Source organism: Mycobacterium sp. Soil_C_30 (assembly GCF_057656995.1).
The window spans coordinates 42744-64757 of sequence record NZ_JBDGJH010000003.1; the positions used below are offsets into that span (position 1 = coordinate 42744).

16 protein-coding genes and 2 pseudogenes are annotated in these 22014 nt (G+C 64.7%); 4 read left to right on the forward strand and 14 right to left on the reverse strand.

Going from position 1 to position 22014, the window contains the following annotated elements; translation table 11 throughout:
* Positions 1-41: 41 nt before the first annotated feature.
* The 8 genes and pseudogenes from AC3A6P_RS05870 to AC3A6P_RS05905 all read right to left on the reverse strand — a co-directional run bounded on the left by AC3A6P_RS05870 (position 42) and on the right by AC3A6P_RS05905 (position 5238).
* Positions 42-746, reverse strand: coding sequence for an SDR family oxidoreductase (locus AC3A6P_RS05870; RefSeq protein ID WP_487689505.1), 705 nt, complete (start codon positions 744-746; stop codon positions 42-44).
* A gap of 206 nt (positions 747-952) precedes the next feature.
* A complete protein-coding gene (locus tag AC3A6P_RS05875; protein WP_487689508.1) occupies positions 953-1249 on the reverse strand; it encodes a putative quinol monooxygenase in 297 nt (98 codons plus the stop codon).
* A 75-nt stretch (positions 1250-1324) separates the two neighbouring features.
* Complete coding sequence (locus AC3A6P_RS05880) at positions 1325-1957, reverse strand: hydrolase (RefSeq protein ID WP_487689511.1); 633 nt, start codon at positions 1955-1957, stop codon at positions 1325-1327.
* A gap of 595 nt (positions 1958-2552) precedes the next feature.
* Positions 2553-2945: pseudogene (locus AC3A6P_RS05885) on the reverse strand (pirin family protein); the annotation flags it as partial.
* Positions 2946-3016: 71 nt separating this feature from the next.
* Positions 3017-3685 (reverse strand): cutinase family protein, encoded by a 669-nt coding sequence (locus AC3A6P_RS05890; RefSeq protein ID WP_487690576.1) that lies wholly within the window; start codon positions 3683-3685, stop codon positions 3017-3019.
* 165 nt (positions 3686-3850) lie between these two features.
* Positions 3851-4005: pseudogene (locus tag AC3A6P_RS05895) on the reverse strand (RNA polymerase subunit sigma); the annotation flags it as partial.
* A gap of 11 nt (positions 4006-4016) precedes the next feature.
* Entirely contained in the window at positions 4017-4427 is a 411-nt protein-coding gene (locus AC3A6P_RS05900) for a nuclear transport factor 2 family protein (RefSeq protein WP_487689514.1), read from the reverse strand.
* Between the two features lie 250 nt (positions 4428-4677).
* Complete coding sequence (locus AC3A6P_RS05905) at positions 4678-5238, reverse strand: TetR/AcrR family transcriptional regulator (protein WP_487689516.1); 561 nt, start codon at positions 5236-5238, stop codon at positions 4678-4680.
* Between the two features lie 175 nt (positions 5239-5413).
* Between AC3A6P_RS05905 and AC3A6P_RS05910 the strand changes: the two genes are divergently transcribed.
* The 3 genes from AC3A6P_RS05910 (at position 5414) to AC3A6P_RS05920 (ending at position 11081) form a co-directional block, all read left to right on the forward strand.
* A complete protein-coding gene (locus AC3A6P_RS05910) occupies positions 5414-8287 on the forward strand; it encodes an ATP-binding protein (protein ID WP_487689519.1) in 2874 nt (957 codons plus the stop codon).
* A gap of 398 nt (positions 8288-8685) precedes the next feature.
* Positions 8686-9318 carry an NADPH-dependent F420 reductase gene (locus AC3A6P_RS05915; protein WP_487689522.1) on the forward strand — a complete coding sequence of 211 codons (633 nt, stop codon included), beginning with the start codon at positions 8686-8688 and terminating at the stop codon, positions 9316-9318.
* A 1121-nt stretch (positions 9319-10439) separates the two neighbouring features.
* On the forward strand, positions 10440-11081 hold the full coding sequence (locus AC3A6P_RS05920; RefSeq protein WP_487689524.1) for a LysE family translocator: 642 nt from the start codon (positions 10440-10442) through the stop codon (positions 11079-11081).
* Between the two features lie 642 nt (positions 11082-11723).
* Here AC3A6P_RS05920 and AC3A6P_RS05925 read toward each other — a convergent pair.
* Both AC3A6P_RS05925 and AC3A6P_RS05930 read right to left on the reverse strand, forming a co-directional pair.
* Complete coding sequence (locus tag AC3A6P_RS05925) at positions 11724-12092, reverse strand: hypothetical protein (RefSeq protein WP_487689528.1); 369 nt, start codon at positions 12090-12092, stop codon at positions 11724-11726.
* Positions 12093-12346: 254 nt separating this feature from the next.
* Positions 12347-13258, reverse strand: coding sequence for a maleylpyruvate isomerase N-terminal domain-containing protein (locus AC3A6P_RS05930; protein ID WP_487689530.1), 912 nt, complete (start codon positions 13256-13258; stop codon positions 12347-12349).
* Between the two features lie 159 nt (positions 13259-13417).
* Between AC3A6P_RS05930 and AC3A6P_RS05935 the strand changes: the two genes are divergently transcribed.
* Positions 13418-16741, forward strand: coding sequence for a helix-turn-helix transcriptional regulator (locus AC3A6P_RS05935; RefSeq protein ID WP_487689532.1), 3324 nt, complete (start codon positions 13418-13420; stop codon positions 16739-16741).
* Positions 16742-17310: 569 nt separating this feature from the next.
* Here the strand turns inward: AC3A6P_RS05935 and AC3A6P_RS05940 are convergent.
* The 4 genes from AC3A6P_RS05940 to AC3A6P_RS05955 all read right to left on the reverse strand — a co-directional run bounded on the left by AC3A6P_RS05940 (position 17311) and on the right by AC3A6P_RS05955 (position 21965).
* A complete protein-coding gene (locus AC3A6P_RS05940) occupies positions 17311-18864 on the reverse strand; it encodes a tripartite tricarboxylate transporter permease (protein WP_487689535.1) in 1554 nt (517 codons plus the stop codon).
* A complete protein-coding gene (locus AC3A6P_RS05945) occupies positions 18861-19424 on the reverse strand; it encodes a tripartite tricarboxylate transporter TctB family protein (RefSeq protein ID WP_487689538.1) in 564 nt (187 codons plus the stop codon). Before AC3A6P_RS05945 ends, AC3A6P_RS05940 begins: the two co-directional genes overlap by 4 nt.
* Positions 19421-20458: a Bug family tripartite tricarboxylate transporter substrate binding protein gene (locus AC3A6P_RS05950; protein WP_487689541.1), complete on the reverse strand. Its 1038-nt coding sequence runs from the start codon at positions 20456-20458 to the stop codon at positions 19421-19423. The genes AC3A6P_RS05945 and AC3A6P_RS05950 overlap by 4 nt, the downstream gene beginning before the upstream one ends.
* 724 nt (positions 20459-21182) lie before the next feature.
* The gene (locus AC3A6P_RS05955; protein ID WP_487689544.1) at positions 21183-21965 is read right to left on the reverse strand and encodes an IclR family transcriptional regulator; all 783 of its coding nucleotides are present in this window, start codon (positions 21963-21965) and stop codon (positions 21183-21185) included.
* Positions 21966-22014: the final 49 nt, after the last annotated feature.

Sequence of the window (22014 nt, forward strand, 5' to 3'; positions counted from 1 at the left end):
CAGGAGTTCATGGGGTGTGTAGCTGGGTGGCGCCACTACTGCTAACCCCCGCTGTACATGGCCCCTGGCGGCTGGGCCAGCAGCGTTTTCACTGCCCTGGTTTCAGCGTCGGCCAGTACTTCATCCAACCCGGACTCCAGGCCGTCAAGGGCTTGGCGGATCACGTCGGCTGGGTTGTTCTTGGGCATGTCGACGCCGTCCAGCATGTCGGTGTCGGTGGCTGACAGGTGCAACCCGAGAACTTGGGTACCTTGGCCTGCCAACTCGAGTCGAGTGCTGTTGGTCAGCTGCCACTGGGCGGCCTTGGCGGCGGCGTAAGCGCCGTTGCCGGGGAACACTTGGAAGGATCCGATCGACAGGACGTTGAGGATGGCGCCACCGCCATTGCGCGCCAAAACTGGCGTGAAGGCGCGTGTCATCGACAGTGTGCCCCAGAAATGGGTGTCGAGTTCGAGGCGGATGGCATCGAGGTCACCCGTGACGAGGTTTTGCATGGTGGCGACGCCAGCGTTATTGATCACCACGTCGACGTCGGTGGCAGTGGCGGCGACGTCGACTACGGTCGCGTCGTTGGTGATGTCGAGGTAGGTCGGCACGATGCGTGCGTTGCCTGCGGCAATGGTTTCCGGTCGTCGCGTTGCGGCGTAGACCTTGGCGGCGCCGCGCTCGATCAACTGGCGGACAAACTCCGCCCCTAATCCTCGGTTGGCACCGGTCACCAGGACTGTCCTGTTTTGTAGTTCCACTCTTGCATCCTAAAAATGTGAGATCAGTGGCAGGTTCAAACCGAGGCTCTCATTGGCTCGCGTGAAGTAGTCGGCTGGCACGCAATGCGGGGAGCTTCTGCGCTGTCAGCAGATCGTAGATACTGATGACGTCCCGGCAGCGCGGTCGTCGACAGCTGCGCAAGCCGAGTTAGCAAACGACAGGCTACCGACGAGCTTTCAGACAGTCAGACTACTTTGCGAAGTAAGTGCGCAAAAACGGTTCTTTCGACGTTTGCTACACCGTTCGCGTGGAATCGCTGGATGTGTGGCCCTTGGGTGTGATGCTTGTTACGTAGCTCTTCGCTTGACCAGTGCTCCACGAATACGAATTTGCCTGGCTCGCCGATGTCCTCGTACAAGTCGTAGTCCAGATTGCCCTCCTCCTCACGCGAGGGCGCGACGAGTGCACCTAGGTCTCGCCGCAGCTCGTCCTCTTTGCCTTCCTTGGCTTCAAGGCCGACGACAATGAACAATTCAGTCACCTGAGATTCCCTTCGAATAACTAGCTAGGAGCTGGGCTGATCTAAAGGCCGGTAGTTTTCGCGACGCAGGATTGCTTACCCCTTGAAGTTCTTCTCCGGGTTGAACCCGTCATAACTGTCGAACACACCCATGAAACCAGTCAGCGTTTCGTCGCGATTCCAGTCACGCTGGAGTTCGCAATACATCTGCACTCGGCTGATCAACTTGGCGCCCGCCTGTTCGATACGGCGGAGCGCCGCCTCATGCGCCGCGAGTGAGGTGCCGCCCACCGCATCGACGGGTACGTAGACCTCATAGCCTTGATCGATTGCGTCGAGGGCAGGAAAGGTCAGACATGCCTCCGTCCAAAGCGCGGTCATGATCAGCTTCCTGCGGCCGGTGGCTTCGACAGCCTGCTTGAATTCCGCGTCTTCCCAACTGTTTATCGAGGTGCGGTCATAGGTGGGATAGTCGCCGAGGACGTCCAGGAGCGGCTGGATCGGCGGCTTGTTCCGACCGGTCTGGATATTGACGGTGGAATGAACGATTGGCAGTCCGTAATTCACGGCCGCCTTGGCGCAGCCAACGATGTTGAACACCAGTTCGTCCTGCGGGATCGAACGGATGGAGCTGACTTGGATGGGCTGGTAGTCGATGAGGACGAAGGCCGAATTCTGCGGTGTGAGCAGGTGGTCGAATTTCGGATCGCGGATAGCTTGGCTTGTCACGAAGATTCCCTTCCAAGTGGGTTTGGTACCGATGTTTGGAGGACCGGCTGCGAGGCATGCCCTGCCTGACTTGAGGCAGTCATCAGGTTCGCAGCGCCGACGCGGCCTTCGCGTCGGTGAAAGTCCCTTAGATGGTCAGCGGCTGCCGCCGTCGCGGCGCATCATTGGATCTGCGCACCAGGACTGATCAGACCGCCTGGTCCGCTCGCCAAGGGCAGCCTCTGAAATTGCACTCCTTGCAACGCGATTTGCAGAAGGCTCACGCCTGGGCGCAGATCCATGCCCCAGAATCCGTCGAGGCGCGCCCCGGTGCACCCGGGGGGCCGAGGTGACGCAGGTGCATCACCTCAAATAGGCAGGCGCGACTGTGCCGGGGTGGGTGTGGCGTCGGTGAACACGTCTGGGCCACACGAACTAAGAGTCACCGCTAAAGCAAGTAAGGGACTCTCACCGACGCGAAGGTGGCGTTCGTGCTGCGAACCTGATGGCCGACAGAGATTCGCGCACCAATCTTCTGGCCGCCGAGAGTATCGAGCACTGCCTGGTGGAACTGTGCCACCGAGGTGTCCCGCAGATCGATGGTCGCGCGACCGCGCTCCGGAGGCTTCTCGATGTGGAGTATTCCGCTGCCGGCGGTCATCCACTGGGTGTCACCGTTGGTGATCGTGCCGCCGCCGCCGTGGGAGTCGGTGTGCTCGAACGCGCCATCGATGATGTAGGTGACGGTCTCGAACCCTCGATGGGGATGCCACGGAGTGCCTTTGGGCTCACCTGCAGCCCAGTCGATCTCGCCCATCTGGTCCATGTGGATGAACGGGTCCAAGTCGTCCTGCGGCACACCGGCGAAGGCGCGCCGCACGGGGAACCCGTCGCCCTAGAATCCGGCCGGTGCGGTGGTGACTGACCGGACCGGACGTTGCGTGTCGGTGGACGGATCGGGGACAGGGACGCGAGGCAAGGTGAGGGTGTCGGCAGTGATGGCGGGCATGGTCTATTCCTGTCAGTTGACGAAAATGGGCGGGGTTCGGAGACGAAGGCGGCGGCTGTGCCGGGTTCCGCTCAGCGGCTGCGTAGGTGGTCGACGACGAAATCAGCGGCTTGCCCGGCCATCCCGTTGACGCCGTACGCACTGTGGGCGGCAGAATCGAGGCCGCCCGATTCGCAGACCGGATCCCGCGGCGCGCACAGGTCGATAGTCTTGGCGACGAAGGCGGGGCCAATCTCGATGGGGGGCGCGTCTTGTTGCAGCAGTCTCAAAATTCCCGGTGAGGGTTTACCAAACAGGACCACCGCGGCGATGCTGTCGGCGACGTCGGGAGACAGAGCGGTCAAGGCGTATCCGGGGGGAACGGTCTCGCTGGTGACGTACCCGCTGACGGCAGCACCCTGGGAATAGCCGCCAACGACGATCTCGGTGGTGGGGCACCTGTCCTTCAGGTCGCGCAGATGGTTACTGGCATCCACGATGCCGTCGACGGCGCGATCGAATTGCAAGGACGCCGGGTAGTTGACGGCATAGACGCCAATGATGCGCCCGGGTAGTCGTTGGCTCAAGGCTTCGATGAAGGGCTCACCGACCTTGCCCACGCCGGGGCTCTCGAACGTGCCGCGAGCAAAGACGACCTCGACATCGGCGCAGTCGGCGATGGACGCCGCTACGGGCGCCCCGTAAGCCTGTCCCGGGTTAGGGTTGCTGACCAGCGCCGCGACCGCCGCGCCGACGGCCATCGCGTAGAGCGGCAGACGCGTGTTTGACTGCGTGGCAACTGAATTGGAAGGCGATGGCCTCTCCATGACGCGTGTGCCCTTTCTGCTCATAGGGGTCGCCTTGTCGCAGCTACCCCGCCTGTCGGTGCGTTCGGGAGTACTGCGAGGGAAGCCAACAGGACGCGCAGCAGGGATCGGCTGTCGAGTCATCCGCATGCCCCCCGGAAAAGCGTGTCCAGAAGCGGGATCACGTCACGTTCGAACGGCGCTGTCAGTTCGGCGTCGGTCTCGTCCGGAACCGAACCGGCGTGCCCCATGGTGTCGGGGTCGAGGGTGACCATGACGGGATCTCCTAGTGCTCTTCGGTAAGTGTGAGCACCGGCGTTCCGGTGGCAGGTGCAAGGCGGTTGTGAAGGGCGACGATGGCTCGCATCGGCCGCAGATGCATCGACAGTGAGGCCACCCTGCCTCCGGAATTGATGCCGATCAGATCGATGCCGTCGATCTCCGCGGTACCGCATCTGATATTCGTCACGACCGCGAAAAGGCCATCTCCTGAGATGATTTGGGTGACCGTGTACTCGTCTGCGACATCGAGGATCTGAGAGACCGCGTTCGCGACCTGTTCGCGGCCGACGATGGGCTCCGCGTCGATTGGGCTCTCGAGGATCACGTAATCGGCGAGTTGGGCCGCGGCGCTTATGGCGTCGCGTGCTTGCAGAGCCGTCAAGAATGCCGTTAGTCCTGCTGGAATCTCATCCACAGTCGTTGACTTCCGTTTGTGTGCGGGGTCTCGCTGGATGCGTCTGTGCTGCGGATCAGTCGGTAAGACCGGCTTCTCCGTGCCATCAGGTTCGCATCGTTGATGTCAGCTTCGCGTCGGTGAAAATCCCTTACGTCGTTCCCGGCGGCCACCGTCGCGACGCCTGAGGGGGGTATACGACGCGGTATCGGGCGGAATGATCCACGACAGCTGACCGGACTAGGTGGCCGGTCGTCGAGGGGATCCTCTGTTAACGCAGTCCCTGGAACACGATCTCCAGAACGCCGTCGATATATTCCGGTTCGAGCGGCATCGCATGAAATAGCCGGTACTCGACGACCCCGTACAGCAGGTCACGCATGGTCTGCCAATTGGCGTCGGCGCGCATCTCACCGCGCTGCCGCGCCAGGGTTGTGCGGGCGCGGAAGTCGTCGATATTCGGTGCGATGATCTGATCGAAGAGGGCGCGTAGGAGATCGGGGTCGGACTGGCCGGCGGCGATCAGACATCTATATGCCGGTCCGAAGCCGGTGGTGTTGATCAACTCCAGGATCGCTGTGAGCTGGGTTCGGATGTCGGCGACGATGTCGCCGGTGTCGGGAAGCGTGACGGCAGTGCTGAGGATTTCGGTCGCGGCTTCGAGTATCACCGCACCCTTGGATGGCCACCAGCGGTAGATGGTCTGCTTGCTGACGCCTGCTTGCCTGGCGATCGCTTCGATCGAGATCGTGTCGTAGCCAACTTCGCCGATCATCGACATGGACGCGTCGAGGATGGCGCGACGCGATTGTTCGTTGCGGACCGCAGGCATGAGGAGATCGTAGCCACCGCAGGTGCGCTTCGAAGCGGATTGGATACGGTGCGGTCCGTATTGACGTCAGGCTTACCCTTGCCTATCGTTTTGGTGGTCGGCGCGGCGCTCCCGACCAGGGCTTGGATCACACCGTTCAGCACGGGCAGGCGCCACCTCGGGAAAGAAGCCAGCTGTGTCCGTCGAGCCGATCGATCCAGACGAAGCGTTTCCACCCGATCAACACGCCGCACCCTGGCTGCTTGAGGTGAAGCTGTCGGCACAGCCACCACTACGGGAGGAAGACGGATTCGCCCGAGCCCGGGCTGAGAAGAAAGGTCTGGGCCTGCTCGGTCGACACGCAGAATGCGAAACGATCGGCCAACTCCTAGCCGAGGCATCAGAGGGGCGCAGCGGGGTGCTCGTCGTGCGCGGGGAAGCGGGCATCGGAAAGTCTGCGCTGTTAAAGCACGCCCGCGACACCGCGATCTCCATGGCGATGCGGGTGGAGTCCTCAGTCGGCGTGGAGTCCGAGACGCAGTTCGCCTTCGCTGGCTTGCACCAGTTGTGCGCGCCGCTACTGGAGGGCGCAGAGACGCTTCCTGAGCCGCAGAAGACCGCCCTCGGTGTCGCGCTGGGCCTGCAGGCCGGCGCCACGCCAGACCAATTCCTGGTCGGGCTCGCCGTCCTCAATCTCCTCACAGAGGCGGGGCCGATGCTGTGCCTCGTCGATGACGCACAGTGGCTGGATCAGGCGTCCGCGCAGGTTCTTGCGTTCGTGGCGCGGCGAGTGGCGGCTGATCGGTTGGTGCTGATGTTCGCGGTGCGCGACCCCTGCGAAAGCGGCGGGGACCGATTGACTGGGTTACCCGAGGTACGCCTGGACGGGCTGGGGTACGCCGACGCCCGGGCGTTGCTGACCACCACCGCACCGCGCGCGCCGCTTGATCGGGGGGTCCGCGACCGCATCATCGCCGAGGCGCGCGGTAACCCGTTGGCGCTGCTAGAGCTGCCCAGCAGCCTGCAGTTGGCTGGAGGGTTCGAACTCCCCAACGTCATGAGCGTCCCGCGCCGCATCGAGGACAACTTCCAGCGGCGCTCGAGCAACCTCCCGGCGCAGACGCAACAGCTGATGCTGGTGGCTGCTTCCGAGCCGACCGGTGACGCCGCCCTGCTCTGGCGTGCGGCCGACTATCTGGGGATAGACCACGATGCAGCCGAGCCCGCGGAAACTGCAGGACTGCTCGAAATCGACACCCGCGTCCGATTTCGCCATCCGCTGGTGCGTTCGGCGGTCTACCGTGCCGCCACGGCAGCAGAGCACCGTCGAGCCCACCACGCCCTGGCTTGCGCCACCGACCCACAAACCGACCCGGATCGCCGCGCCTGGCACCGCGGGCAATCGGTACGGGGCACCGACGAAGAAGCCGCCGCAGACCTGGAGCGTTCGGCAGACCGCGCGTTGGCCCGCGGCGGGTTCGCTGCCGCCGCGGCGTTTCTTCGGCGCGCGACCGAGCTGACACCGGAGCCCGCTCACCGGGCGAGACGCGCACTGGATGCCGCCAACGCCCAACACTGCGCCGGTGCTCCAGAGACCGCCCTCGCACTGCTGGACAACGTGCACGCCGCCCAACTCGATGCGCTGCAACGCGCCCGCCGGGAACTGCTCCGCGCCCAAATCACATTCCACCTGACCCAAGGCAATCAGGTGCCTGGGATGTTGCTTGGCGCCGCTCGAATGTTGGCGCCCCTGGATCCCTCACTTGCTCGCGAAACCTACCTGCAGGCCTTCGACGCGGCGACCATCACCGGAAGTTTGGGCCTCGAACCCCATCTGGCGGAAATCGCCGAAGCGGTCCGTGCCGCACCGACGCCGCTCGGGCCGGCGGATTTGCTGCTCGGCGGGTTGGTAGCCGTCCACACGGATGGATTCGAAGCCGGTGCGCCCGCACTCAGGCGGGCACTGGAGGCGTTCCGTGAACACGTCTTCCCCGTCGAGACCGTTCAGGCCGGCGACGCCGGCAACTGGCTGTGGCTGGCCACACGGACCGCAATAGCGCTCTTCGAGGACGAACTGGCCATCACGTTGGCCGATCGCTACGTGAGACAAGCTCGCGACGCCGGCGCCCTCGCCACGCTGCCGGCAGCGCTCATCGTGTCGGCGTTCGCGCGGGTCTACACCGGTGAGCTCGCTCTTGCCGCCGAGTTGACAGACGAAGCTGCTGCCATAACACAAGCGTCGGGCGCAATGCCTCTGAGCTACACCCGAACGTACCTGGATGGGTGGTGCGGGATTGATTCCGAAGCCACCGATCGGCAAGACACCCGTGACGGCGAGGCGACAGAACGCGCGCGCGGCATCGAAGCCACAACGTCCATCCTCGCCACGGCGGTGCTCCACAACGGCCGGGGCAATTATCCGGCGGCGCAGCAGGCCGCGATTCAAGCATGTGACACCTACGAACCGTCGACCAAGGGGCATGCGCTGTACGAGCTGGTCGAGGCGGCCTCCCGCGCGGGCGATCCAGAATCCGCCTCTCGCGCAATGGAAGAACTCGACACCAGAACCCGCGCCAGCGGTACCCAATGGGCGCTCGGGGTTGCGGCGCACTCCCGAGCGCTGACCAGCACCGGAGCGGAAGCCGACAAGCACTACCGCGAAGCGATCGAGCGGCTACGAAAATGCCGTATGGGCATCTACCTCGCCCGCACCCACCTCGTCTACGGCGAGTGGCTACGCCGCGAAGGCCGCCGCCACGACGCCCGCGAACAACTCCGCACCGCTCACGCACTCCTGACCAAAATGGGCGCAGAGCCCTTCGCCGCACGCGCCGCCCGCGAGCTACGCGCCACTGGCGAGCATCCCCGCAAACGGACCGCCCAACCCACCGACGCGCTCACCGCCCAAGAACTGACCATCGCACGACTCGTCGCGACCGGAGCGACCTCCCGTGAGGTCGGTGCGCAACTGTTCCTGAGCCCGCGCACGATCGAAACCCACCTGCGAAACATTTTCCGCAAACTCGGCATCACCTCGCGCCGACAACTCAGGGAGCTGCCGCCACCCTGACCTGAGGCGGAACGCAAACTGCCCTCGCAGAGCACCTTTCAGGAGTGAGCGACAACCTACGTGAACATCCACCAACGCGCGCCGCGACGGCCGAGCCTCGGTCGGGCTTCGGGATTGGCTGCCAATCCCGTTGCCCCGCCCCGGGGCGTCGTCCCGTCTGAGACGAAGAGGTATGCGGATTCGTACCGTCTGGGCCGCGACCCATTCCAGCAGACGGTGTGGTCTGACATGAAAGTCTGAATCCGCGCCGTCTCGGGAAATGGAAGCCATTGCCACGTAAGGGACTTCTACCGACGCGAAGGCGGCCCGTGCGCTGCGAACCTGATGGTGGAAGGTGTCGGGTTCAGCCGGTCCAATCCGCGGCACACACATCGAGCGAGAACAGCAGGAGACATTCAGTGAGTAGCATCAGCATCATCGGCGTGGGCCGCATGGCCAGCGCTCTGGCCGGTCGCGCCCTCGGTGGCGGCAACACCGTCGAGATCATCGGTCGCGATGAGGCCAAGGCGCACGAGCTGGCCAGCAGGCTAGGCGGTGCCACCCTCGGGACGATCGGCGAGCCCCCGGCTGGAGACATCGTCGTGCTTGCCGTTCCGTACGCAAGCGCCGCGGCGGCGGTCGGCGAGTTCAGCGAGGCACTGGCGGGCAAGATCCTCGTCGACATCACGAACCCCTTTGCCCCGGATCTCTCAGGCCTCGTCACTCCCGGCGACAGCTCCGGCGCCCAGGAGACCGCCAAGGCCGCTCCCGCGAGCACGCGAATCATCAAGGGATTCAACACCTTATTCGCCGAGATTCTTGCAACCCCCCCAGATGCGGATCGACCGCTGAACGTGTTCCTAGCTGGCGACGACGCCCAGGCGAAGGCCGAGGTGTCGGCGTTCGCCGCGAGCCTGGGACTGCGCCCGCTGGATGCCGGTCCGCTGTCAATGGCGCGGGCCCTGGAGTACGCCGGCCTGCTGGAACTCAATCTCAAGACCCACGGGCTGGAGCAAACCGACTTCGTTCTGGGCATCACCGTCGTCGGGTGATCCGCGCGGAAGGCGCTCACATGCGGGTCGCCCACCTGACCTGCCCGACGGGACCGCACGCGGGTGAACCACCGCTGATCGCAAGATGTTTGTCTGAAGCCGCGACGTGGTCGTCGATGATGTCGTCGACGTCACGCACGGGCATACCTGCGACCCCGGGGGAGAGACGCCGTGGCCGTGTTCATGGTGGTCGCGGCCGAATCGGGTCGGCCGTCGACTCCGGCGCCCGGCAACCAAAAGAATGTCTAGCCCGACCGCTGGGCAGATGCCGCGGCACCGAGTAGTGCACTGCGTCTTGTGGGGGTGACCAATGCAGGTTCAGATTCGCCTTCGGTCGAGAGTTAGGAGCGCGCTGGTGCGGCCGACGATCCTGAAATTTGTTCTCTCCGTCATCCATTGGAGTTCACCGATGGCCCGTACTTTGCGTTTTGCCGAGTACGACGATACTGAAGAGCTTCATGTAGTTAGAGCCGCCGCGGTGCCTCCCGGGGGCGGGCAGGTGAAGATTGCCGTCCGCTCGGCAGGGGAAACGGTAGCGCCAACACGCGGCGGCGACCAGCGACACCGACCTCGGACGCCGGCGCCGCGTCGTCGTCAGCCTGTCACTCGTTCCGGCCAGATGAGCCGCATGCAGCGCACCGTCATCCTCACGATGTCGGCGAGAGCAGTATTCGCGGCAACGACCATTGGCCAGGCTCCGCTGGCCGTAGCCAACGGAAAGTCGCTGCCCACCGTCGTGTGTATGGGCCCTGAAATCTACCTGGGTCAATGCGATTCGAGGGTGCCGCTTGTCAATTCGGTCAAGATCCTCGTACCGAAATGGAGGGTCCGCACCTACCCAGACACCGCTTGCGTGCGGTCGGCAATTCCGCCCAAGCAACCGGAACTAGCCGAACGCCAATTATTTTGGCCTCGACTTCGGTTATCGCAGCCTTAAAGGTCGGTCGCTCCTTGGTTACCCGGAAAGTGAAATGCCGGACGTCTGTCGCGCTCACGGCGGGACAAGGGGGAGGAACGGAACGCCGGTAGTCGGTCCCGGCCGAGTTCGATGGTGGAACGCGCCACCGCATGGGCACCGGCTGATTGCCGGAGTTTAGAACTGACGAAAGGACCGAGCGGCGATGCACTCGCTCCACGTGGTCAACTGGGCCGCGTTCCTTGTGGTGGCCGCACTGGTCTCGGCGACACCTGGGGCCAACCAGTTGTTAGGTTTGCGCAACGCGATCCGATTCGGGTTTGCCTGGGCGGGTGTAGGCATCGTCGCTCGACTCGCCGGGCTTGCCATGCTCATCGCCCTAGTCGTCATCGGGCTCGCGGAGGTGTTCGCAACGTCGCCGGTGACGTTGGTGGTCTTCAAGTGGGTCGGGGTTCTCTATCTCCTCTTCATCGGCGTAGCCGCGATCCGCGCTCAGCCACTACCGTCGGAACCCGCTGACCTTGAGACAGCGGCACGGTTACGTGCAGACCGCCGCCGGATACCCTTTGACGAATTCGTGACCGCAACAACGAACCCCAAGGCAGTGTTGCTCTTTGCTGCACTGTTTCCGCAATTCGTCGCCACGGACACAAACAGCCACGTCCAGATGGCCGCTCTAGGTGTGGCCTATCTGGTCGTGGAGGCCGTCGTGGGTAGTATCTATGCCGCCGTGGGCTCCGTATTGCGAGTCAAGGGACCCTCTAGCAGCACTCTGCGTTGGGTCGATCGCGGCGCGGGCTGCTGCCTCATCCTGTTGGCCGCGGCGCTTGCCGCTGAGTCCCTGTAAGCGCTGCGGCTGCCGGTTACGCCTCCTAGATATGTGGCCGCGAGCCTCGGCGGGCAGCTAGTGCAACCTGCCCCCCCGTCGGACGATCAGGGTGACACCATGGCTGCGGGCGGCGGCCTTAGGCCATCGCTCCACAGTCGCGGGTATGTTTACTCCTCGCGCTCCGTTACAGCCGTGCAGCACTCCGATGAAACGGTGGCGCGTTAACGTCGGCTGTCATAGTGACGAAAAGCTACACACCTAGTGCGGCCCTGCGCCCTTGATTCGGGGCGGGGTGAGGTAGTAGTGCGTCGCTGCCGGCAGAGCGTTATCGGACGCATGGAGCGAGGCGTTTGCAACGTAGATTAACAAGCCTCCGCGACACGCCGAAGTCTTGTCAAAGTACCCAGGCGAGTCCTGTCGATCTTCACTGCGTCTCGACAACTGCTCCAGTTTCAAATGAAATGTCCATTTGATGTCCAATTGGACATTTGAATGAGATTCCGCCTATCGAGCCAGCGGTAGCACTGGTGGCCGGCCGCTGGTCAGCGCCCGGGGATTGGACCACTCCCGCGGAAGCTGCGTGCCGGGCGTTTCGGACCCACGCCGATCTGAGTGGCGGCCGACGACACTGTCCGCGTGATCCACCCCAGCAGGGTGCGCCTATGCGTCACCCAAACTCGGCCGGTAGTCCGCCACTTCGGCCTCAGCAGCGAGCAACGCACTCAATTCGCCCTCCTGCTGAGCGACAAACACACCGATAACCTGCCGGCACACCTCCGGCACGCCGACCCCGCGCATATCAGCAATACGTTTCAACCCGAGCAGCATCGACGTCGACACGTGAAACTGCACGGCGAACTGACCGCAAGAACCATCCTCGGGCGGTGACCCCGGACCAACGACCACGGGATGATCTGACCCGAATTCGTCAACATCAGCGCCGCGAGCCCTCTCAACGGCCCCACCACTAGCGCCGCCAGCAACGCCCTCGTCCGGGTCGCGGAACTCCTCATGGCTGAACAAACCCATTGCGCCCACGCTAGACCTTGCAGAATGCCGAAGCCGCCAAGTGAACGGGTGCGGCCTGCAGGAGACTATGGCGGCGGCGAGGCGCTGAGGGGGCCGGAGGGCTTTGGTCGTGGTCCTCAGTGCGTCTGGAAGGGGGTTTTCGTCGGGGAGTCGGCGTTTGCGCTCAACTCAATGATTGAGACGCCCGGATGGGAACTGCGTGTCGACGGTCAACGTGTTCTACTCAGGTCGGAACGTCAGCGCGTATCACGGCGTCACGGATTGAAGAACAGGTTCTTGAAACGTAACCCGAGCCACGGGCGGGGGCCGCGCGCCAGCATCCCGCCCCGCATCAGCGCTCGGCCGAGCCGCATCCGCCCGTAGACGACCAGTAGGTACGTCACCGGGTCCGCGGAGATCACACAATCGACCGGTCCGCCGACGGCCCGCACCTCCGCCGCGCCGTCCGCGACCCGGATGACGTAGCGCGGGCCGTTACCGCGCAACCGGACCTCGTATGTCACCGGCGCACCGCGTGCCGCCTCGGGCCGCACCACCAACGGCGACATCTCGGGGCACACCGTGCCCACGATGAGCTTCGCGTGCTCGGCGGGGATCGGCCATGGCCGGCCCGTCCCAGTCGCGATGTCGTGCCCGTGCACGGTCAATTCCCCGAGTGCCAGGGCGGTCAGACAGTCCAGGGTGCGCATCCGACCGGGGCCGTACCACGGCGTCTCGCATTGCACCTGCGGGTCGGCCGCCGCCAAGAGTTCCAGGAACCTTCGCGTCCCAGCGGTGATCAACTCCGCGAGATATCCCGCGTCGGTGTGGTCGACCATGGCAATGGTGGCGGCATTGGTGGCTGCCAGCCGAGTCGGGAAGTCTGCATCGAGGTACTGCTCCGGGGTCAGCGCTTGCGGCTCCCCGGTGATCGCCGTGCTGAACCCGGTGAGCACGACGGACACATGGGCCGCGGTTTCGGCGACCGTCCAGTCGGTGCCGGCCGCCGGGCGCTCGATGTCGTCGGTCTCCTGCAGCAGCGCGGTGAACCGCGCGGCTGCCGTGCTGATCGCGGCTCGCGCGGCTTCCCGGTCCAGTGTCACGACCGTCGCCGGCGTGTCGTCAACTCGTTCATTGCCGAGGCCGTTGAAGCGGCTGGTGTGGACGGTCTTGGTGTGGATGGTCATGTGGTCTCCTCGGGTTGGAATGAGTCGACTATCCGATGACGCCGACGCGAGATCGTCGGTCAGAACGCGTGAATGCGCGAGCGGGTTGGTCGTAGGTCCGCATTGCGGCGCGGCAAATCTACGCGGTTCCGCCGATGTTTTGGGGCGCGTGGTCGCCGCATGCTGGCTAGCATGAGCGGGATTGACCCACGCGCGGACACGAAGCCGTTGAACTGGAGCGACCTGGGCGTGAGCGAGCTTCCCACCGGAACTGTGACGTTGCTGCTGGCCGACGTCGAGGGCTCGACGCGGCTATGGCAGACCCAACCGGAGGAGATGACGGCCGCGATCGCGCGGCTTGATCGCACGGTGTGCGAGGTCATCTCCGCCCATCACGGTGTCCGGCCGGTCGAACAAGGCGAAGGCGATAGCTTCGTGGTCGCGTTCGCGCGGGCTAGCGATGCGGTGGCGTGCGCCCTGGAGTTGCAGCGCGCACCGCTGGCCCCGATCCGGCTGCGCATCGGCGTGCATACCGGGGAGGTGCAGCTGCGGGACGAGGGCAACTACATCGGTCCGACCATCAACCGGACCGCGCGGCTGCGCGAGCTGGGCCACGGTGGACAGACGGTGCTGTCGGGCACCACCGAAGATCTGGTGCTGGACCGGCTGCCTGCCGACGCCTGGCTGACCGGCCTTGGTTCGCATCGGTTGCGGGATCTCCCGCGCCTGGAACGAGTGGTGCAGCTGTGCCATCCCGACCTGCGCAACGAATTCCCTCCGCTGCGGGCATCTGAAACCGTTTCCGCTCAACACCTTCCAGCGCAGTTCACCAGTTTCGTGGGCCGCGCCGCCGAATTGAACGACGTGCGGCAGCTCCTGGCCGAGAATCGGTTCGTGACGCTCACCGGCGCGGGCGGTGTCGGCAAGACGCGCCTGGCGGTGCAGCTGGCGGGCGAGGTCGCCGGTGGATTCGACGGCGGGGTGTGGTTGGTCGATCTGTCGCCGATCACCGATCCCGAGCTGGTGCCGGTCGCGGTGATCCGCGCGCTGGACCTGCCTGACCAGCAGGGCAGCTCCACGATGGACATACTGCTCCGATTTGTCGGCGACCGTCGGCTGCTGCTGGTGCTGGACAACTGTGAGCATCTGCTGGACGCGTGCGCGGCGCTGGTTGTCCGCCTACAGGGCGGCTGCCCTGAGGTGACGCTCGTGGCGACGAGTCGCGAGCCGATCGGGGTGGCCGGCGAGGTGAGTTGGCGGGTACCGTCGCTGTCACTGGCCGACGAGGCCATCGAGTTATTCGCCGATCGCGCGCGACGGGTCCGGCCCGATTTCCGCCTCACCGACGACAACGCCACTGTGACGGCGGAGATCTGTCGCCGCCTCGATGGAGTGCCGCTGGCGATCGAGCTGGCGGCGGCGCGGGTGCGCGTCATGTCGTTGAGCGAGATCCGCGACAGCCTCAATGACCGCTTCCGGCTGCTAACCGGCGGTGCACGCACCGCGGTGCGGCGCCAGCAGACGCTGCGGGCCTCGGTGGATTGGTCGCACGCACTTCTGACCGAGCCCGAACGCATCTTGTTTGCCCGGCTCGCGGTGTTCATGGGCGGGTTCGACCTCGACGCCGCAGAGGTGGTCGCGGGCGATGGTGACGTGAAACGCTTCCAAGTCCTAGACCTGCTCACATTGCTGGTCGACAAGTCCCTGGTCGTGGCCGAAAGCGCAAGTGGCCGAACGCGATACCGGCTGCTGGAGACGGTGCGCCAGTACGCTCTGGAAAAGCTCGGCGAATCCGGTTTTGCCGACGCCATACGGGCCCGTCACCGCGACCATTACACGGCCCTGGCGGCGATGCTCGACACCCCGGCACCTACCGGCCACGAGCAGCTGCTCGAGCAGACCGCCACCGAGCTCGACAACCTGCGCGCCGCGTTCACGTGGAGCCGAGAGAACTCCGACATCGAGCTCGCGTCGCAGCTCGCGTCAACGCTGCAGCCACTGTGGCTCGGACGGGGCTGCATCCGGGAAGGGCTGTCCTGGTTCGACGCCGCGCTCACGGACCGACACGCGGACCCTTCAAAGGTGGCGGCGCCGGCGGTGCACGCACGGGCGCTTGCCGACAAGGCCACGCTCAACGCGCACATGGGCGCCACCGACAGCATGGAGCACGCCCTCCGCGCTCTGGCGATCGCGCGGGAACTCGAGGACCCCGCCCTGTTGCTCCGGACCCTGACTGCCTGCGGTTGCGTCGCGGTCTACGACCCCGACGTGGCCGAGCCGTACTTCGCCGAGGCGATCGGCCTGGCCCGCTCGTTAGGCGACGGATGGCGGCTCAGCCAGATTCTGGGTTGGCAGGCGTTCGGGCTGACCATGGAGGGTCATCCGATCGCGATACGTGCCGCTGCGCAAGAAGGACGCGACCTCGCCGCCACCATCGGTGACCGGTTTTCCTCACATGCGAGCCGCTGGTGTCTCGGTGTGGCACAGGGGATGACCGGTGATCTGGCGGGAGCCGTCGCCCAGTTGGGCGAGGTGATTGCCGAGGCCGACGCGGTCCACGACGTGTACTGGGTGTGCTGCGGCCTGTCCTTGCAGGCCGTCATGCTGGCGTGGCACGGGGACCCGAGTGCGGCGCGGGAGTCCGCCGACGCGGCCGTCGAGATCGCGACGGAGCTTGGTGGGATCTTCCCCGGCCTCGCCTACGTGGGGTTGACGGCCGCGAACCTCGCCGAGGGCGACGTTGCCGCTGCCGACAACGCGATCGCGGCGGGTTTGCCCCATCTGAGTCTGCAGCCCAAGCTGGCGGCGATCTGGATTGCTTACGCGGCTCAGGCGGCGCTGGCGCGCGGGGATCTGACCAGGGCCCGGCATCTCGCCGACGACGCCGTCGCGCGGACAAGCGGCTTTCACCTGGCGCTCGCGCTGACCACGCGCGCAGGCGTGGCGATCACCGAGGGTGAGCCCGAGCAGGCCGGCCGAGACGCGCACGCCGCGCTCGTGACCGCCGCCAGCACTGGGACATTCGGCGCCACTCCGGAAGCTCTCGAATGCCTCGCGGTACTTGCCTTCGGTGTAGGCAGTCACCTTGAAGCGGCGCGGCTGTTCGGCGCCGCAGATGCTATCCGCCAACGTGGTGGGCTGATCCGATTCAAGATATTCGACGCCTTCTTCGAATTCCCGGTGGCGGCAATACGGGAAGCGTTGGGCGAGAATGACTTCGAGTCCGCGTGGGCCGAGGGCGCCGCCCTGTCCACAGAAGAGGCGATCGCCTACGCCCAGCGCCGTCGCGGTCAACGCAAACGCCCCGCGAGCGGCTGGGCTTCGCTTACGCCCACCGAGCGCGATGTCGTACGGCTGGTCAGCGAAGGCCTTGCCAACAACGACATCGCCACCCGGCTTTTCGTGTCACCGCGTACCGTGCAAACCCACCTCACGCACGTGTACACCAAACTCGCACTCACCTCACGCGTGCAACTCGCGCAGGAAGCAGCCCGGCGCGGCTGACCCGGCCCGCATGTCGGACAGTCCGCGCATTTGTAGGAAATGAAGGGCTCCATGAGACAAGCCGGTTGGAATCGACGTGAGACAACGCAGAACTCGCACGTCAATGCATGGCGATATGTCACCAACCGCGAGAACCTACAAGCTGCTTGTGGCTTCTCAAGTTTGAGGTCCACTTGTCAACTCAAATGTCCAGTCGATATCCAATTGGACGTGTAAGTGGGATTTTCGAACGTTCCGGGTTGGTTTGGTAAGCGGCGCCCGATCGTGGGCGTGAAACAGGTTTTCTGAACGAGGTTCAATCCACTCGCCGCCAGCAAAGGAAGTAGAGCTCTGGAACATCTCTACTATGACCTCGGCCAGTGAAAAAGGGGGCCGTGGCGGTCGTGACGCAGCACCAGCGCGCTGAGATCTTGAGAGACCCGGCCGCAGCCCCATCGGAACTGGGGCGGCGTGCCAGGCCAGTACCTCACCGTAAATCTTGTTCTACGTGGTTCCTCTGAATACGTTTTTGCCGTTCAGTTTTTGTTGGACTGGGCAGCCGCTCGTGAATCACCGTGGAGCCAGCCGATTCAGTCGTCGTCTCCTACTGCGAGTTTGACTGAGCCCCGTGTCTCCTGGCCTTTGAGGCGTTTGATGATCCATGGCAGGTAAGGGACGAAGAAGGCGACGACTGCGAGTGCCAGGATGATCGCGGAGGTGGGGTGGGTGACGAACACGCTCCAGTCGCCGTTGGAGGCGGTGAGCGCGCGGCGGAACTGGTTTTCCAGGTTGGGTCCCAGAATGGCGCCGAGAATGACTGGTGCGATGGGGAAGTCGTAGAGCCGCATGAACAGTCCGACGATGCCGACGGCGTAGGCGATGAGGATGTCGACCGCGCTGCCGGATACGGAGTACACACCGAGTGTGGCGAAGACGAGGATTCCGGCGTAGAGCGCGGGGCGCGGAATCTGTAGGACTTTGACCCAGAGCCGGATCAGCGGGAGATTGAGCAGCAGCAGCATGACGTTGCCGATGTAGAGCGAGGCGATCAGTGCCCAGACGAGCCCGGACTGTTCTTCGAAGAGTTGCGGGCCGGGCTGGAGGTTGAAGATCTGGAAGGCGGCGATGAGCACGGCCGCGGTCGCGGAGGTGGGGAGGCCGAGGGTCAGCAGGGGTACCAGCACGCCGGAGAACGAGGCATTGTTGGCAGCTTCGGGTCCGGCGACGCCTTCGATGGCGCCTTTGCCGAACTGTGCCTTACCTTTTGAGCGCTTCTTTTCGTAGGTGTAGGACAGGAAGGTGGGGATTTCGGCGCCGCCGGCGGGCAGCACGCCGAAGGGGAATCCGACGGCGGTCCCGCGCAACCACGGTCGCCAGGACCTACTCCAGTCTGTGCGGCTCATCCAGAAGATGTCGCCCTTCTGCGGTGGGTCCAGGGGTGCGAGCACGCCGGGTTTGGTGCGGCCGCGGACCAGCACGTAAAGGGTTTCGCCGATGGCGAAGAGTCCGATGATGAGGATGACTTCACTGATGCCGTCGTAGAGCAGTGGTTGGCCGAAGGTGAGTCGCGCCTGCCCCGATAGTGAGTCCAGCCCGATCATGCCGAGGGTGACGCCGACCAGCAGCGCCAGCAGGCCGCGCACCAGGGAGCGTCCGACCAGCGCGGTGACCGAGACCAAGGCCAGAACCATCAGGGCGGTGTAGTCGGCCGCGGTGAAGGTGACGGCGAGCTTGCCGATGGGCTTGGCCACGAAGGTGAGCAGCACGGTGGCGATGGTGCCGGCGACGAATGAGCCGATGGCGGCGGTGGCCAGCGCCGCGCGTGCTCGTCCGGCCTTGGCCATCAGGTGGCCTTCCATGGCCGTTGCGACAGAGGCGGATTCGCCGGGAGTGTTCAGCAGGATCGATGTGGTCGACCCGCCGTACATGGCCCCGTAGTAGATGCCGGCGAACATGATGAACGCACCGGCGGGATCGTCGAACTGAAAGGTCACCGGCAGCAGTAGAGCGATGGTGACCGCGGGTCCGATACCCGGTAGCACGCCGACGAGGGTGCCGAGGGTGACACCGAGCGCGGCCAGCAGCAGGTTGGTCGGGGTGAAAACGGTGGCGAAGCCACCGAGAAGATCGGCGAAGACCGTCATAGCGGGAGGAGTCCTGGTGGTAGGTAGATGTTCAGTCCGTAGCTGAACAGGAAGTAGATTGCGACGGTGAGCGCTACGGCGATCACGGCGTCGCGAATGTGGCTGCGGCTGCCCAGGAGTGCGGCACACACTCCGAACAGCACCGCGGTCGAGATCAGATAGCCGATCGGGTCGATCGCGTAGGCGTAGGCGACGAGCACCCCGATGAGAACGATGACGCGCAACAAGTGGTCGAACCGTTCGGCGGCCGGCTGGTGGCGCCGGCCCGCCAGTGCGGCCAACGCGCCGGCCAGGTAGGCGACGCCGAGCAGGGTCCACGCGACCGCGATGATCACCGGCAGAAAGCGTGGCCCCTGTGGCGCCATTGATCCTGGTACTTCCCATGCCTGCCAAAGCAGTAGAGCGCCGATCGCGACGATGACCACCCCGAGTACAGCCGGAGCGCGGGGTGAGCTGGCCACGATAGTGGTGTCGCTCTCCATATCAATGCCCTCATCGGAACCATCGAGGGGAGCACCCTCGACGTCGTGATCGGACATGCCGTCCTTGGAAACGCTCACAGTCCGAGCTCTTCGAGAATCGAGCCGGTTTCGTCTTGCGCATCGGAGACAAACTTGGCTGCATCCTCACCGGTGCGGAAGTCGTCGGTCCAGCCACGCTCGTCGACCAGCGTCTTCCACTGTTCGGCATCGTGAATCCTGGTGACGAAGGCGGTGATGCCCTCGACCTGTTCGTCCGACAAGCCGGGGGGCGCGAAGATGGCGCGCCAGTTGACGAAGTCGACGTCGAGGCCGGCGCTCTTGAGGGTCGGTGCGGGCTTGCCGGCAACGGTGACCTCGTCGTCGGAGCTGATGGCGAGCAGGCGCATTTCGCCGCCCTCGATCTGTCCTTCGAACTCCGAGACGCCCGATACGCCGACCTTGACATCGCCGGAGAGGATTCCTGCCGTGGCTTCGCCGCCCCCGGAGTAGCCGACATAGTTCATATCGCTAGGTGCGAGGCCGGCCGCTTTGAGCATGAGGCCGACGAGGATCTGGTCAGAGCCACCGGCGGATCCTCCGCCGAAGACCACTGACTTCGGGTCGGTCTTGTAGGCGTTGATGACATCGGTAATGGTCTGGAAGGGCGAATCAGCGCGCACGACAAGTGCTTCGGCTTCAGAGGTCAGTGTGGCGATGGTGGTGGCGTCGGTGATCGACAGCGGTGACCCCGCCTGCTTGAGCGCGCCGATCATCACCAGCCCACCGATCATCAGGGTGTTCGGGTTTCCCTTGTCGTTGCTGGTGAGCTCGGCCAGGCCGGTGGCGCCGCCACCGCCTTCCCGATTGATGACCTCGATGCTCTGATCGGTGAGCTTGGCCTCCTGCACGACCTGCTGCATGCCGCGCGCGGTCTGGTCCCATCCGCCGCCAGGCTTGGCCGGTACCAGGAGTTCGATGGAGCGGCTGGGGTAGTTCGCCGCGTCGCCTCCGCCTCCGCCGTTCCCGCCGCCGCCGGGCGCGCACGCCGTGGTCAGCGCGATAGCCAGGGTGGTGCCGAGTAGGACGCCGTTCGACGTCAGCCGTCCGACAACCTTTGATCGAAGGTTCTTCATAGCGTGCTCCTCATCACTGCGGGTGTGTGGCGTACGCTACACGACGAACCATCTAATGGTCTAGAGAAACCGTAGAGTGGTCGATATTTGTTGCGGCGAAGGTGCCCATGACCGACGGCAGTCCGCGATCGAGGGCTTTGATCGGTGCTCGACCTCGATGCTTGAACAGTTGGCCAAGCTCGGCACAGCGTTGGTGATAGAGGCCATTGGGAAATTCGGCGCCGTGGACTCTGCGATCGGCGCCCGGTGGTCGGTGCGCACGATAAGCGGGAACGCCTTCACCGTGTGGACGCGTGGCGGGTGAAAACCTGGGCGTCCGCAAGGCCATCCAACTTGCGGGGACGCAATCATCGCCAATGGAAGGAGATCCATGCCGGGCGCTGATCGGGGAGATGCTCGCAACCAACCGAAGGCGCGTTGTACTGCCGGCGTTGTGCTGGACGGCGCGGCCCTCGACATCGAGGCTCTGAGGGATCTCGACATGCGGGTTTTCGCTCGCGCTTTCGCGCTGGCAAGGCCCGTCAAGCATGGCCCGTTTCGACCGTTGGAGCCGACGGCCATGGGTGACGTGTGTTTTCCCGGTGGTGCCGCCATCGCGGATCTCGATGGTGTCGCTAATGTGGCTCGGCGCACGATCGAACAGCTCTCACAGAGCGACTCGCTGCGTCGGAGAACGTTCAGCGCATCGCCAACGCGAAACCCATCCGACTGGCGACCCGGGTTCTCAGTCCAGGCCGGGCAGCCCGATCTCGGAGATGGTTTCGGCGGCCTTGCGGGTGAAGTCGATGTACCTCGGAACGCGGTCGTCGGTGAATCGCCCGGTGGGTCCGCCGAGTGTCAGTGCGGCTACCACTGTTCCGCGGGTGTCGAAGATGGGAAACGACAGCCCGGTGGAGCCGAGTTCGCGCTCCCCGTGCACCATCTGATAGCCCCGCACGCGACCTTCTTCGATCGCAGTACGCAGGGTCTCGGCGAATCCGGGACCGTGGGGGGAATCCGCGGCCACGTCGTCCACGAGGTCGGGTGCGGACATCAGCAGGATTTTCCCGGCTGCACCGGCCCAGAGCGGGTACGGCACCCCGACGGGGATCACGGAGCGCACTGTGGCGGTGCTCTCGCACTGGGCGACTACTACGCGGGACAGGCCCTGCCGAATGTAGAGGTTGACGGTCTCGCCTGTGTCTGCGGAAAGTTGCCGCATCACTGCGACCACTTCGTCGGGCGGGGTCCAGGTCTTGCCGGCGAGGCGAACCCACCGCAGCATCGCCGGACCCAGGCAGTAGGTGCCATCGGGTCGCGCGCTGAGCACGCTGCGGGCACACATGGTGGCAACCAGCCGGACAACAGTCGTCTTCGGAAGCGACGTGCCCTCGACCAGCTCCTTCAACGTCCTGACCGGGTGTGCGGTGTCGAAGAGTTCGAGCAGATCGATGACGCGCGTGACGCTACGGACGCCGGCGTCGGCGGACGCCGGCTTCTCGGTGGGATCCAACGCCTCTGCGCTCATGGCACCTCATCTCGCACGCTCGGGGGTGTCACCCACCCTACGGTTTTGT

Coding starts and splice junctions, on each gene's coding strand:
- AC3A6P_RS05890 (WP_487690576.1), bottom strand. CDS start 3,685: ATGGCCGTCGGCGCGGCGGTCGCGGCGCTGGTCAGCAACCCTAACCCG.
- AC3A6P_RS05905 (WP_487689516.1), bottom strand. CDS start 5,238: ATGCCTGCGGTCCGCAACGAACAATCGCGTCGCGCCATCCTCGACGCG.
- AC3A6P_RS05920 (WP_487689524.1), top strand. CDS start 10,440: ATGCACTCGCTCCACGTGGTCAACTGGGCCGCGTTCCTTGTGGTGGCC.
- AC3A6P_RS05925 (WP_487689528.1), bottom strand. CDS start 12,092: ATGGGTTTGTTCAGCCATGAGGAGTTCCGCGACCCGGACGAGGGCGTT.
- AC3A6P_RS05930 (WP_487689530.1), bottom strand. CDS start 13,258: ATGACCATCCACACCAAGACCGTCCACACCAGCCGCTTCAACGGCCTC.
- AC3A6P_RS05935 (WP_487689532.1), top strand. CDS start 13,418: ATGCTGGCTAGCATGAGCGGGATTGACCCACGCGCGGACACGAAGCCG.
- AC3A6P_RS05940 (WP_487689535.1), bottom strand. CDS start 18,864: ATGACGGTCTTCGCCGATCTTCTCGGTGGCTTCGCCACCGTTTTCACC.
- AC3A6P_RS05950 (WP_487689541.1), bottom strand. CDS start 20,458: ATGAAGAACCTTCGATCAAAGGTTGTCGGACGGCTGACGTCGAACGGC.
- AC3A6P_RS05955 (WP_487689544.1), bottom strand. CDS start 21,965: ATGAGCGCAGAGGCGTTGGATCCCACCGAGAAGCCGGCGTCCGCCGAC.